General features: G+C 44.6%; 13 protein-coding genes. 2 read left to right on the top strand and 11 right to left on the bottom strand.

From position 1 onward, the window contains the following. Window positions 1-9: 9 nt before the first annotated feature. Both Pcarn_RS19160 and Pcarn_RS19155 read right to left on the bottom strand, forming a co-directional pair. Window positions 10-1281, bottom strand: coding sequence for a peptidoglycan DD-metalloendopeptidase family protein (locus tag Pcarn_RS19160; RefSeq protein ID WP_261835922.1), 1272 nt, complete (start codon window positions 1279-1281; stop codon window positions 10-12). Between the two features lie 160 nt (window positions 1282-1441). Further along, complete coding sequence (locus tag Pcarn_RS19155) at window positions 1442-1999, bottom strand: hypothetical protein (protein WP_261835921.1); 558 nt, start codon at window positions 1997-1999, stop codon at window positions 1442-1444. Window positions 2000-2138: 139 nt separating this feature from the next. On the opposite strand from Pcarn_RS19155, the gene Pcarn_RS19150 reads away from it, so the two are divergent. Continuing rightward, window positions 2139-2381 (top strand): hypothetical protein, encoded by a 243-nt coding sequence (locus tag Pcarn_RS19150; RefSeq protein ID WP_261835920.1) that lies wholly within the window; start codon window positions 2139-2141, stop codon window positions 2379-2381. Between the two features lie 49 nt (window positions 2382-2430). Here the strand turns inward: Pcarn_RS19150 and malG are convergent, their stop codons facing one another. The 3 genes from malG to malE all read right to left on the bottom strand — a co-directional run bounded on the left by malG (window position 2431) and on the right by malE (window position 6163). Continuing rightward, on the bottom strand, window positions 2431-3321 hold the full coding sequence (gene malG, locus Pcarn_RS19145) for a maltose ABC transporter permease MalG (protein WP_261835919.1): 891 nt from the start codon (window positions 3319-3321) through the stop codon (window positions 2431-2433). 13 nt (window positions 3322-3334) lie between these two features. Further along, window positions 3335-4906, bottom strand: a complete 1572-nt coding sequence (malF, locus tag Pcarn_RS19140; RefSeq protein WP_261835918.1) for a maltose ABC transporter permease MalF — start codon at window positions 4904-4906, stop codon at window positions 3335-3337. A 78-nt stretch (window positions 4907-4984) separates the two neighbouring features. Continuing rightward, entirely contained in the window at window positions 4985-6163 is a 1179-nt protein-coding gene (gene malE / locus Pcarn_RS19135) for a maltose/maltodextrin ABC transporter substrate-binding protein MalE (protein WP_261835917.1), read from the bottom strand. Window positions 6164-6925: 762 nt separating this feature from the next. Between malE and malK the strand changes: the two genes are divergently transcribed. Next, entirely contained in the window at window positions 6926-8050 is a 1125-nt protein-coding gene (gene malK / locus Pcarn_RS19130; protein ID WP_261835916.1) for a maltose/maltodextrin ABC transporter ATP-binding protein MalK, read from the top strand. 46 nt (window positions 8051-8096) lie between these two features. Here malK and Pcarn_RS19125 read toward each other — a convergent pair whose 3' ends face one another. From Pcarn_RS19125 to Pcarn_RS19100, 6 genes are all read right to left on the bottom strand, one after another. After that, window positions 8097-8921: a hypothetical protein gene (locus tag Pcarn_RS19125; RefSeq protein WP_261835915.1), complete on the bottom strand. Its 825-nt coding sequence runs from the start codon at window positions 8919-8921 to the stop codon at window positions 8097-8099. Beyond that, entirely contained in the window at window positions 8918-11326 is a 2409-nt protein-coding gene (locus Pcarn_RS19120; RefSeq protein WP_261835914.1) for a fimbria/pilus outer membrane usher protein, read from the bottom strand. The genes Pcarn_RS19125 and Pcarn_RS19120 overlap by 4 nt, the downstream gene beginning before the upstream one ends. 25 nt (window positions 11327-11351) lie before the next feature. Beyond that, window positions 11352-12029 (bottom strand): fimbrial biogenesis chaperone, encoded by a 678-nt coding sequence (locus Pcarn_RS19115; RefSeq protein WP_261835913.1) that lies wholly within the window; start codon window positions 12027-12029, stop codon window positions 11352-11354. A gap of 89 nt (window positions 12030-12118) precedes the next feature. Continuing rightward, window positions 12119-12787, bottom strand: a complete 669-nt coding sequence (locus tag Pcarn_RS19110) for a hypothetical protein (RefSeq protein WP_261835912.1) — start codon at window positions 12785-12787, stop codon at window positions 12119-12121. Window positions 12788-12879: 92 nt separating this feature from the next. Then, the gene (locus Pcarn_RS19105) at window positions 12880-13569 is read right to left on the bottom strand and encodes a helix-turn-helix transcriptional regulator (RefSeq protein WP_261835911.1); all 690 of its coding nucleotides are present in this window, start codon (window positions 13567-13569) and stop codon (window positions 12880-12882) included. 333 nt (window positions 13570-13902) lie between these two features. Then, window positions 13903-14103, bottom strand: a complete 201-nt coding sequence (locus tag Pcarn_RS19100) for a restriction endonuclease subunit S (protein ID WP_261835910.1) — start codon at window positions 14101-14103, stop codon at window positions 13903-13905. Window positions 14104-14326: the final 223 nt, after the last annotated feature.

Below are 14326 nucleotides of genomic sequence, written 5' to 3'. Positions count from 1 at the left end.
TTCTCACAATTATAAAGCTTGTTGCTTATTATTCGTTTCTTCTTGCTGCTTCGCAAGTAACACTTCTTTATCGCTCATCATCTTAGCCAATGAATCACGACGACTCGCAAACTTCGCCATCTGATCTTTTGGCACTGACTCCGCCATTGGGATCTTGGCTGTCATTGAGTTTACCGGGCGGTTACGAATAAGAAGCTCAAAGTGGAGGTGTGGACCGGTCACACGACCAGTCATACCTGATAGACCGATAGTTTGCCCACGTTTGATCTGTTGTCCCTTCTTAACCATGATGCGGCTCATGTGCAGGTAGCGTGTCTTATAGATAGAGCCGTGGTCAATCACAATGTACTTGCCCGCGTACGGGTGATTACGCACCATGATCACCTTGCCATCACCGATTGAGTGAATAGGCGTGCCCACAGGTACACCGAAGTCGGTGCCGTTGTGCGGCGAAACACGACCTGTAACTGGGTGTAGGCGATGGGGGTTAAAAGGTGACGTAATACGGTGGATCTTGGTTGGGAAGCGATCAAACGCGCGCTGAAGACCATCACCATTGTCATCATAATACTGACCATCAGTGTGCAGATAAGCGGTGACCACACGGCCTTGATTATGAATATTGATGGCTTCGATTTCACGATTACCCGTCTCTTTACCATCCACGTATTGCACCTTATGTACAATACTGAATTTATCACCGGCTCTAAGATCGCGACCGAAGTTGAGTTTGTCTTTTAGAAGCGCTGAGATCTGCTCAATCTCTTGAATGCTCAAGCCCAGTTTATTCGCTGAGCTTGAAAAACTGCCATACACATTGCCTACCAAAGCTGCGGTTTTCCACTCGCCAGGCACCGATATATCTTCGAAGGTAAAGGTGTCGTCATCGGTGCGGGTGTATTGGACACGATCGGCAGGGTTAAACTCCAACTCCATTTTGGCCAGTTTACCTGTCTCATCATCCGCCCAGAACTTTAGGGTGTTGCCCGGCTTCAAAGTGTCTAATGCAAGGTGGTTAAGATCCTCTTCCATGATCTTAGTAAGATCGGAATAAGCAAAGCCCAAACGGCTAAATACCACACTTAGGTTATCACCACGTTTAATATGGTAGCTATAGGTAGGGGCCGGTGAACGCTTCACCGTTTCTACTGGAGTATCAACACTCGGATGTGGTGTAGATTCTATGTTGAGCTCAACGTACTTTCGACCATCTTGAGACTGAGAGAATAGAGCAACTATCAAAAGCACTACGGGAATGAGAAGTAGGCCTTTTTTAGACATGAGTTGTCGATGATCGAATTTTAACACCACACTACCTATTGATTAAAATTTGGGCTGGAAGAATAAAAGAATCTGCACGAAATTTCAGCAATTATTTCGTACCTTGAATCCGGCAAGCAGTTTATCAGTTATATTTAGAGCCTATCAAACGACTCTAGTTTCAATTTGTTTGTTCGGTCAACTTGTTGTCAGTTATCAGAAACTTCCTGCTTACAAATTCTTTAGGCTCCTCCACCATCGCTTGCTCAACGCTGTGTTGAGCATACTCAACCTTGAACATATCCTTGTTATATGTCAGAGACTTAAGCTCGATTCGGTCACCCAAAAACATCTCGTCTTCAAGCTCCCAATACCCTGGCTGTTGTTTATAAAGTGCAATGTAATAGAAGAGTCCACTCCCCCCACTGGTCACCATAGACGGGATCAACAAATAGCCATCTTTGTTACCAACAGAGCAAACATAGTTTGTATCGATGAAGAGTTGCACTTCAGCCTGGCTATAACGTTTTTCTGATTGATACAACTTTGGGTCGTATTGACTTGGAATGAAGACAAATCTGGCCGCGCTTTTCAGTTCGGCAAATGTGCTCATATCGACACTGATCGCTTCTGGTCGTTCGAAAGCTGAAGCGTCGCAATTAGTAGGCGTAACTTGCTCACTTTGGGCCAGTGCTGGCATTGCTATCGCCCCAAAAAGTAGCGCAAAGCTCCATTTCATACTCATTATTCCCTTGTTAGCCCAAATTTCGGCACATTTAAACATATCTGACATTCAACTGTAATCATTTGTTCATTTTGGTCTGTTTTAATCGGCTGTCGTCAATCAATCCCTCTTGTTAAAACAGATCAAAAACAAAATGGAAGAAGTAAAACTTGGTATTGATGTAATCAAAGACCAGCAAGCAGTGGAATACCACTGGGTGCGTACCATGTATGTTGAGGGGTACACTGACCAGCAGATCGACCACTACATCATGCAATGTTTTGGTGGGGATACTGTATTCGCACACCTGTTTCGAAAGGTTGCCCTACATCAAGAAAGTATCTATGTCTTGATGCAATATCTTGGGCATGCGCCTTCAAGTCTTGAAAACATCTAAACGCAAAAAACCGAGCTCGAGAGCTCGGTTTTTTCTTATTAGGTTTTGATTAACCTTTAACACCACCAGCGGTTAGGCCGCCTACTAGCCAGCGCTGTGCTAGCAAGAATACGATGGTGATTGGCAGTGCTGATAGTACAGCTGCCGCCGCAAAGTCACCCCATAGGTAGTTCTGAGGGTATAGGTACTGCTGCATACCTACTGCTAGCGTATAGTTGTTTACGTCAGACAGTAGTAGCGATGCTACAGGTACTTCACCTACTACACCGATGAATGACAGGATGAATACAACCGCTAGAATTGGTACTGACAGTGGCAGTAGAACCAGACGGAATGCCTGCCAAGGTGTTGCGCCATCAAGTGCTGCTGCTTCTTCTAGCGAGTTATCGATAGTCTCGAAGTAACCCTTGATTGTCCATACGTGCAGTGCGATACCACCCAAGTAAGAGAAGATCAGGCCACCGTGAGTGTTCAGACCTAGGAACGGAATGTACTGACCTAGTTTGTCGAACAGAGCGTAGATAGCTACCAGAGCAAGTACTGCTGGGAACATCTGGAAGATCATCATCGCTTTTAGGATAGTGCTCTTACCTTTGAAGCGCATACGTGCAAACGCATAAGCTGAGGTAGTTGAAAGCGCTACGATTAGGATAGATGAAATACCCGCAACCTTAACTGAGTTCCATAGCCACAGTAGAACTGGGAATGGAGGCGGTGTCACTGTGCCATCTGCTTTCGTTACTGAGAAGCCCAACGCGAGCTTCCAGTGTTCTAGTGACGGATTATCCGGAATCAGGCTACCCGTTGCGAAGTTACCTTCACGGAATGAGATAGCTACGATCATCAACAGTGGGAAGATGATAAGTGAAAGGAAAACACATAGAGCAATATGCGTCGCCCAAACACGGTATTTAAGGTCTTTGCCTTGTACCATTGCCATTGTTTATTGCTCCTTAATCTTGTGACAGCTTGGTGAAACGTAGGTTTAGTAGAGCCATACCACCAACCAATAGGAAGATTAGGGTTGCGATAGCACTTGCTAGACCGAAGTCTTGACCGCCGCCACCTTCGAACGCGATACGATAGGTGTAGCTAACTAGAAGGTCGGTATAACCTGCTGGCTCAGAGGTACCGATCATGTTCGGACCACCATTCGTCAATAGCTGAATCATTACGAAGTTGTTGAAGTTAAACGCGAAGCTCGCAATCAGTAGCGGTGTCATCGGCTTAATCATCAGCGGAACAGTAATGTGGAAGAAGTTCTTGAACGGACCTGCTCCATCGATAGCTGACGCTTCGTAAAGGTCATCTGGAATCGCCTTCAGTAGACCCATACATAGGATCATCATGTAAGGGAAACCAAGCCAGGTGTTCACGATAAGAACCATGGTCTTCGCTAGGAACGGGTCAGAGAACCAGCTCGGAGAGATACCAAACAGTTGATTTAATACTAGGTTGATCTCACCAAAGCTCTGGTTGAAGAGACCCTTAAAGATCAGAATCGAGATAAAGGCTGGTACCGCATAAGGCAGAATCAGAAGTACTCGGTACAGAGCACGGCCTTTAAGCTCTTCCCACTGTACAACACTCGCCAGTACAAGACCGATAACTAGAGTGAAGACAACGGTACAAACAGAGAAGATAACTGTCCAGATGAAGATTGAGATAAACGGCTCTTTAATGCCCTCATCTTTCCATACACGCTCAAAGTTGTGTGTGCCTACGCCAACTACGAAGCCTGGAGACACTGAGTTACCGACAAAGTTGCCATTTTCATCAACAGGCTGATAGAAACCCGTATCCATGTTTGGCATAAAGATTTGGTCAGTCTCGTTGTTCAGCATAGAACGACCATCGTCTTGTAGCGTGAACAGCTGCTCCACTGCCGCGAACTTACGAAGACCACTCATGCGGATTGCATCACCATTAGGCATGATGAGATCCACTGTGCTTAGGATTGGACGAGACTTGATGATGCTCTTGATTGGCTCTTTTTCACCAGCAACAGAATCAACAACCGATAGATTGATGTCTTGACCTTCAATCTCTTTAGTTAGGTTGATTTCTGGTGTAGCCAGAGTCTGCTCACCATCTTGTACTGTGATGACATGGCCACCAACAGTTTTTAGTAGAGTAAACGAGAAACTTTCACCACTTTGGAAAGTGCGCCCTTCAAGCACGGATTGTGCACGCTCAAGTGAAAGTTGGTTTTTTGCACTGTAGTTGGTAAAAGCTAGGTTCACCGTGTACGCCAATGGGAACAAGATGAACAAAATCATCCCAGCGATACCTGGGTAAATATAACGGTGTGCGTAGGTTTTCTTACTACCAAAAATATATAGCGCTAAAGCTGTGATTATTAGAGTCAGAAGCGCGAACGCAACTTCACCACGCGAATACATTAGAATGGTTGCATAACCATTTACAATTCCGACTAAGCCAAGAGTTGCCCACTTTAATACTGCTTTGGTATTGCCGGCAACAGGAGGCGTCTCAACAGAACCAGAGGATTGTACCGTCTGCATAAAAAGACCTACTAGCGAATGAAAAATACAAAATAAGGAGGGGTTGCCCCCTCCTCAAAGGGTTTTACTTATTACTTATTAGCGAAGCATTTGCTTCTTAGCGTCAGCAAGAGCTGCATCTACAGATTGGCGACCGTCAACAACGTTGATGATTGCGTTCTTAGCAGAGTTCCAGTAGTTGTTCATTTGTGGAATGTTCGGCATGATTTCGCCGTTCTCTGCACTTTCCATAGTCGCTGCGATACGTGGATCAGACTCTAGCTCTTTTTGGAAAGACTTAAGTGCTACTGCACCTAGAGGCTTGTCGTTGTTCACAGTACGTAGACCGTCGTTAGTCAGTAGGTAGTTCTCGATGAACTCAACTGCTAGGTCTTTGTTTGGAGAAGCTGTGCTGATACCAGCAGTTAGAACACCAACGAAAGGTTTAGACGCTTCACCGTTGAATGATGGGATAGTAGTTACACCGTAGTTAACTTTACCGTCGTAACCGCCCCAAGCCCAAGGACCGTTGATAGTCATTGCTACTTCACCTTTAGCGAAAGATGAATCTGCGATTGAGTAGTCCATGTCAGAAGAGATAACTTTCTTGTCAACTAGGCTCTTCAGGAAGTTCATCGCTGAAGTAACACCTTCGTTAGCAATACCTACATCTTTAACGTCGTAGCCTTGGTCAGTGAATTTGAACGCGTAGCCACCGTCAGCAGCCATTAGAGGCCAAGTGAAGTAAGGTTCTTTTAGGTTCCACATGATCGCTTTCTTGCCGTCTTTAGCAAGTTTCGCGTCAAGAGCTTCAACCTCTTCCCAAGTCTTAGGTGGGTTTGGCACTAGATCCTTGTTATAGATAAGCGCTAGAGCTTCAATCGCAACTGGGTAACCGATAGTCTTACCGTCGTAGCTCACTGCGTCCCATGCGAAATCTACGATGCCTTCTTTGATTTCTTTAGAAGGTTTGATTTCAGCTAGTAGGCCAGCTTCAGCGTAACCACCGAAACGGTCGTGAGCCCAGAATACGATGTCAGGGCCGTCACCAGTAGCTGCAACTTGTGGGAAACGATCAGACAGACCATCTGGGTGTGCAACAGTTACTTTGATACCAGTGTCTTCTTCGAAGCGTTTACCTACTTCAGCAAGACCGTTGTAACCTTTGTCACCGTTGATCCAGATAGTCAGTTGACCTTCTTCGATCGCCGCGTGTGCGCCGAAAGAACCCAGTGCAACCATAGTTCCTAGTGCCACTGTGCTTAGGGCTTTTTTCATGGTTATATTCCTTTTTTATTATTGATGTAGGGCTTTCATTAAACTAACTGAGAGCCAAATTTCATCATCTATCATCCATCACTCCTCTACTCTAATCATCCTCCCAACTACTACGCCCTCTACTACTCAGGGGAAAATCGAGACCAAGCTCACGCTTGAGTATTGACCCCGATCACAATAAGTCGATTGTTGTGATTCAGATCCAGCATTTGGCAATTGTAAAAGTGATGTTGATCGGTTTTGTAGGTAACTACGCCTCTACACCTACTCCCCTCCTACTCCCCCTACAAAAAATTTAAACGGGAGGATGTATCTATAGACAAGAATACACAAACTAACAACATCCGAGATATGGATGGTAAGAACCCTTTTCCAACGATTTGTTGGATATACATTTCCGAAGGGGCTGGTAGTCATTCTGTTGTTTGTGCGTGATGAGTTCATGACGGGGGACACAACACAGGGTGTCGGGGGATATCAGTTCTGATTGAAATGTCCGGTGATGCCACATTGCTTCATGTTTGCTGTGTGCATCACCTTTTTCTTTCTTCTTTTTTCTCTTTGGATGAAATGACCATTATATTGATACCCAAGTGACTTTGGATAAGGTTGCTTAGCTATGAATATATTCAGCCAGTTCAGTGATTTGCAGCCTGAGCTGACTGAAGTACAAAATCTGTTTCCTATTTTTAGCGTTCATACATACCTACTTCTATACAGTGGACGTTAAGTCGTAAAAATAAAAATTGAGGACCAACTCAAATGACAAGTGTCACGTTAAAAAACGTCTACAAATCCTACGGTGACGTCCAGATTTCTAAAGACGTAAACCTAGACATCAAAGAAGGCGAATTTGTAGTATTCGTTGGCCCATCAGGTTGTGGTAAATCTACGCTACTACGTTGTATTGCAGGTCTAGAAGACATCACGTCTGGTGATCTATATATCGGCGAAGAGCGCATGAACGATGTTGAGCCATCTAAGCGTGGCGTAGGTATGGTATTCCAGTCATACGCACTGTATCCGCACCTAAACCTATATGACAACATGTCATTTGGTATGAAACTGGCTAAAGCAGACAAGGGTGAAACTGACCGTCGCGTTAAGCACGCAGCGGACATTCTTCAGCTTACTCACCTACTAGACCGTCAACCTAAAGCACTTTCTGGTGGTCAGCGTCAGCGTGTTGCTATTGGTCGTACTCTTGTATCTCAGCCAAACGTATTCCTACTGGATGAGCCTCTGTCTAACCTTGATGCCGCTCTTCGTGTACAAATGCGTAGTGAAATCACTAAGCTTCAGCGTCAACTAGGCTGTACCATGATCTACGTAACGCACGATCAGGTTGAAGCAATGACCATGGCTGACAAGATTGTTGTACTAGACGGCGGTTACGTATCTCAGGTTGGTAAGCCTCTTGAGCTATACCACTACCCGAAAAACCGCTTCGTAGCTGGCTTTATCGGTTCACCTAAGATGAACTTCATCAGCGTACACATCAAAGAAGCGACGGCTGAGCACGTACGTGTAGAGCTAGAAAACGGCGTAGCATTCAACATCCCAGTTGATGGCACTACTGTTAACGTTGGCGACCGTATGTCTCTAGGTATCCGCCCAGAGCACCTACTGATGTCTGACGCAACTGAAGCGACCATCGAAGGTGAAGTAATGATCGTTGAGAAACTAGGTCAGGAAACTCAGGTTTACCTAAACCTAGAAGGTGCTGATGCTGACGTTATCTTCCGTCAACCAGACACCCTAGAAGTTGAGCCAGGCGATCACTACGCTATCGGTATCGACCCTAAACGTTGTCACCTATTCCACGATGACGGCCGCGCATGTCGTCGTCTACACCAAGAGATTGGTGCTGAGATTCCAGAAGCGTAAGCGGAAGGATAGAGAAATTGAAAACCCTCGCAGCGCGAGGGTTTTTTTATGGGCGCGCAGATGCGGTTATCGTTATGGTCTCCGAGTATGAACCTGCATGAGAATTACTGGTATCCCCTATTTTAATTTTCAGCTGCTTGTTGGTTGTTTTGCCTCGCCCTAGATCGGACAGCAATACTGTGGTTTTAAAATTCAACTTCTTATTATTTAGATACAAGCTATATGGTACATAAGCGGTAGAAATTTTGTTGTGTTGAAGCTTTTCATGCTCTGCATCAAAGGTAATACCAACATTGCTGTTTGAACGAAAATGTAGGTTAAGCAACTTAATTTGGTTAGTTTTCAATCGTCCAAAATTTACCACAGTCTTCTTACTACCCTGACCATTTACCTTAAGTTCAACATAAGGCGCGACTCGCAATTGTGCTCTGCCAGCTATCGGCTTTGGACCATCAATCCCGACTATAGAAAAGGTCAATTGAGAAGAATAAGTGCCAGGGCTACCGCTAAGTGCATTTGGTACCTCTAGCCACAGCTTGGTATTTTCCCCCAAAGACAGTGGATATATGACTCCTTGGTTGGTTTTAATGCCAGTTCGTCCCCCGGTTGAGTCAGAAATCCATCCACTCAGCAACGCATTACTACTCTGTAGACTCACTCCTGAGTTCACGGTGGAACGAATATAAATACCTTGTGGGTTACACTCCCGAATAGTTCGTGCTGTTTGAATAAAGATTGGAATTCTGGCTTTTTCACCCACATAAGAGACATTGGTATTCTCAACCTTTACGTTCCAACGTCCGTCGCATGGTTTTGCCAACACAACACCACTTATTAACAAACCCAGTAGCAGAGAAGTTAACCTGATCATGGTAGCTCTCCTTTTACTATTAGTTTGATTGGTTCCAGATAAACTAAATTGCTCTTGCTATCTTCGATTATCAACTCACCAACATAGTAAGGGCGACCTCGCATCTCGATACGATATCGACCCGCTTTCATACCATCTAACGCAAAACGCCCAGCTTTATTTGTAAAGAAGGCCTTTTCTTCAGACTCCAAAATTACAACACCATTTCTTAAGGGAATTGGTTTGTCTTGACTGTCCCAAAGTTGACCGATGACCGTTTTAGACGCATCAGAACCCACCTGAACTTTGTGCCCTGTATAAGTGCCAGCAGTGAATTCATAACTATCAGGACCATAGTCATACCCCAGAGGTGCCTCGGGCACATCTATATATACCGTTGATGAACCATGAGCTCCGTAAATTGGGACCAATCCAGAAAGATTTCTGGTTGCAATAGACTCCGGTTCCTCTTCAGAAACGCCGTTAATAAGCACAGGAGCCTCTATGGTGTCATGGATGTCAACTATCACAGCTGGCCCTCGATAACTGCGCCCCCACGCTATATCAGATCCCAACATTGAAACAGCGGTACTCAAACGCGCTGAAACAGCCTGATTACGTTCTTCGGTGAGATCATCTATTTCCGCTTGATACTCCAACTCCGTAGTGAAGCGATTGCCCACATAGTCGCCGCGAACCGAATAATCTTGAACATTCTCACCATACTCCGCTGTAAGCTCATAGCCATAGCCACCGGGTGTGGATTGGGAAAATTTAGAAAAGGTGCCACGAACTCGATTAGTTCGAGTTTGGTATTCGGCACTAGCTGCATAGAAGTCCACCGAAGAGAACCAGTCCCAACGAGCAACAAAGAAATAAGATGTTTCGCCAATACCTGTCGCATCATCATACTCATACTCAATGCTACTGGTGAACTTGAAATCCCAGGGTGACCAACTGATCTCTAAAGCTCCAAAATAGACACTTTCAGATTGGTCCCTATCCAAAGTCCAACTGCCTCTTAGGGTATAGTCTATGTTTGAGGTTACATAGTAACGGTAATCCCCTCTAGCTCGCATTCCTGACAACAGGTCTGCACCAGTCAACCATGGAGTGGCACGATAGTCAGTAAACACTTCATAAGAAAGGCGAAGGTTAGGGCTACTGAAGCCTAGATTACCAAACACACTATGTTCATAGTCAATACTTGCAATGCTGCCGACTGCGGATTCATCTTCGTAGGTTAAACCACTAAAGCGACTACCAATATTACCAAATGGTGCACCGACGTTAATCACACCGCCAACAATCTGCCCCTCAGGATGATAAGCCCCGTTTAAACCTATAGTGAGGTGATTAGTAAGTCCGTATTCATAGTAACCTTGTGCGACATACTGCTCTGTATCGTACTCATAATCTGTGTCAACGATATTGGAGGCAACGCCAGCATAAAGAGAGAAATCACTGATTCCGGAACGCAACAATCGAGTATTGAAGAACTGACTATAGTTAATAACTTCGCGCTCTCCCGACTGGTAGCGAATTTCAATTCGAATGTCATTGCTACCCTGATCTAATGGTAAGTCCTCTAACTGGTATCTACCTGGCGGAAGCCTGATATCCGTGAAATAGATGTCGTTGATATAAATATAAACGTTGGCACTCTCTCGAAGGTAGATGGACTGAGAACCGCCATTTTGTATGTTTCGCGATGGCTGAAGGCTGGACCAGAGTCTCTCTAAGGCGACCCCTCCAAGATTTAAAGAAGGCACATGCCCGGAGGTGATAGTGCTAACATCCCCAGCGGATATACGTAACGGGTATTTAGGTCTATCGACAAACATACGAATATCCCCCCTGTACAGTCGAGAGCCACCTTCAAACGTATCTGAATCAACCCCCTCAACATAACCGGCTCCCTCAAAGTTAAGTCCCAGAGCACCACCGATGTTACCTGTCGCTATCCACTCACCGAGCCAACGATTTGCTGCATTACCATCAATATCTCGTGCATAGTCAGTGGTGAAATTAAAAACGTTGTGCCAAGCAAAGAACGAAGAATCAGAATAGATTTGATCCTTGTAGGTCCCATCAAAGTCGATCAATTCACGACTAGTTGAATCCGCTTCCAGAGCAACATCTAAACTCAGATCATTGGCACTAAACTTCAGCCACACACCCAAAGGGTTTAGTTCTTTATTGGAGATCTTTTGTGAACCATATTTAGCAATCTCTTGTCTAGTGGTCTGCGACACCACCCTTCTGAGCACCTTGTTAATCTCATTTGCAGGAACACCCTTAAGTGTCTGCCCATCGGTAAAGACGTTCACTTCCCCTATTTCTCTATCGTCGTAATAGACTGGCATAGGGAACAACCACTCTTGCTCTGCGAAAACAGGTTCACAGAGTAAGAGAGTTACTAGCATCCAAATTGCTCTCATAACAAAAGATCTAATAAGGGCCGATAGTTTTCACCTTTTTAGATTTCGAAACCTTCTCTGGTAGCTTTATCTTTTGAGTACGCTTTGGTAATAAATAACCAGCAGTCTCTGCATTTAGATCCACCCATCCTAGAGACTCTGAAAACAAACCACTGGAAAACTCAAATCGCGCAAGATTTAGGTCATAGACACAGGAACTTGGATTTCGCAAAACCAAACTACCTTTTGAGATAGAAGACTCAACACGAGGTTTACAGTTCATTGGGGATACAAAGATAACTGTAGAGAAGTTAACCATAAACTGGACTGAACCTGAGTCTTCACCCGAGTCATCACTTGTCTGGATTTGTTCAAATATGACGCGGTATACACTCGTCTGAGGTATCAAAGCATCACCAAGATAACGAACCCTAAATCGCTGGCTCGCTTGTGGGGCTATCTTTGATTGCGGTGGCAATATAAGGAAATCATCCTCGTTGGGGGTTAATACCTCTTTTCCCAAAGCATCAAATTTAACACTGTAGACCACTGCTTGTAGCGTAATCTCTGTAGGATCAGTGTTACTCACCTCATAACTACCTTGTGAGGCTCGTCCCGCTACCTCAAAGGTTTGGAACATAGGAGAGACTTGATATGCGAGCCCTTTCCATGAAACCAGAAGTAATAACAAGAACCAAAACGTCTTCATTAAAACATCCTCCATTTACCACGGAAAAGTGGGCACAAGTGCCCACTATACCGCTGTTTCCAATGTAGAAAGTTTCGCCTAGAAGTTTCTTATAGTGGTAAACCACTTACAGTCACAGTTAGTACATCTCTATAACGACCGGCAATTTTGCCATCAACACCGCCTAGGTTTTCTACTTTCAACATGTTTGCACCGTTAAGTACTGCTGCATTATTGCCCATGAATGACCACACGAATGATTTCTCAGTACCACCAGTGTTAGCTGAGAAAGTATCTATACCACCAACATCTACGTCATAGTCAATGTAAGTGTCAGCTACGTCCATATTTTTCAAAGCACCATTTTGTGAAGTCAATTTCAAATATACTGACCCTGTATTACAACTAGCAGAGAAATTACCAATCTCTACATCATCAATGTTGCCGCCTCTAGAAAGTTGGCGAGCTCTGAATAGACGAATTTCAGTTGCTGATGGTAGTGAAATATCGCAGATACAAGGAATTCTACCTTTCAATACAATCTGAGTAGACTCTTTACATTTTGGACCACATTCATAATAGTCGTCGTCATCGTCTCTCGGATCGCCACCATCATCGTCATCATCATCATCGTCGTCACCACCACCTCGGCCACCTCGATGAGAATAAAGAGACCCGCCTTTGAACCCTTCGAAACCATCATCATCATCGGCATACACGCCTGTGCTGAGACCAAGAGTCAGCAAGCACGTAATCATTGCCAGCCATAACTTATACATAACCAATCCCTCGCTTTTTTACCCACTTTTTACCAAGTTGCGAGGAAAGCTTAGTTTTGTGCTATCTATTCAGCGTCACCCTAGGTAGTGAGTTACCCCCCGTTTAGTGGGTGATTTTTGGGTGAATTTGTCGATTGTTCTACCGCCCGTGCAATAAGCTCGGCGCGCGAATGCACGTTTATCTTGCGCATCACACTCGAGGCATGTGTTTTCACTGTATTAACACTGACGTTGACGGTTTCGGCGATTTGCGGGTTGTTGAGGCCCTTCAGGATCATAAGGCAGATGTGCTTCTCTTTAGGAGTCAGTGCGTGAAGCAGCGCGAAATCATCTGCGGCTATATGTGGATCGAACTCATTAGCGATATAAGCTTTAGCTAATTTGCTTAGGTCTTTGCGGGTATACCAAAGCTCCCCACTATCGATAGATTGAACTGCTAGAGCTATCTGCTCCAAGCAGCGTTTGCGCATTACCACGCCTGAGAAACCATTGAGTATCCAGTCACCCAGTTGGAAATTGTCATCTTCTACATTAACCGCTAGCCAATCTCCTTGTTCGTGACTTGGGTTTACTCCGTTTCGGATTGGGTTACCTACTGTGGAAGCGTCGATTAAATAGATACAACGATTGGCTAGGGAATCATCTGGACAAAAACACTCACGAATAGACGACGCGTGACAAAAACGCGTTGAGGGGAAATGGAGTCTGAGGATAGCTATAGTGGCGCTCGCGAATTCATCTGATCGCGTAACCACGTGTCCACATGCGTAACTGAGAGACATAAGTCCTCCTATCGAACCTATGCCATCAAACGCTCCCTGTGTGGGATGAATTGTTTTTATCGGAAAAACATCTGGCCGTCACAATTCCATTTGAAGGCCCTTTAAATCTAGGCTTTTTCGGGGGCTTTGCCATAAGCACAAGGGATAAGTAGAAAGGGGTAGATTAGTCAAATTTACACAAACTCAATAACCACCTGAAAAGTAAGGATTAAAAAGAAAACTACCCCTTATTTGATTATTTTATATAAAACCTCGTACATATGCGTGATGCTTATTTAGCTGTAAAAACAACAAAGCCGAGCATTATGCTCGGCTTTTCAATTCATTCGACACTTAGTGGATAGGAGTGTCAGTTTTCGCGTAGAACTTACCAAAGTATTCTTCTAAAACTTCAGGGGTTAGCTCACCCGCTTCTTCCAGTTTCTTTAGCTCAGCTGCAATGCGCTTTTGCTCTTCGATGGTAGGAAGCTTCTCTTCAGGTTGCTCTTCCGCACCTTGTGCCATTTCCTGAAGCTCTTTTTCAAAATCACTCATAATCGTAACCTTTATCTTTAACTGAGCGAATTTTACTGGCTTGCTAAGACAAGATCAAACTCAGCCTAGCTTTCATTGTGGAAACACAAAAAAAGCCCCTCTACATAAGAGGGGCAAGGTTTCCATCGCATATTATTATAGTTAATCCGTTTACTACTTTACCCTCGCTCTCTAAGTAAGTGCGATCTACTTATCGATGACTGCGAGGGTAATATGGGTTAAT

Source organism: Vibrio ishigakensis (genome assembly GCF_024347675.1).
In the GTDB taxonomy this organism is placed as follows: Bacteria; Pseudomonadota; Gammaproteobacteria; order Enterobacterales; family Vibrionaceae; genus Vibrio; species Vibrio ishigakensis.
Note: the sequence above shows the minus strand (reverse complement) of the source record. Positions and strands in the feature narration are given on the sequence as shown.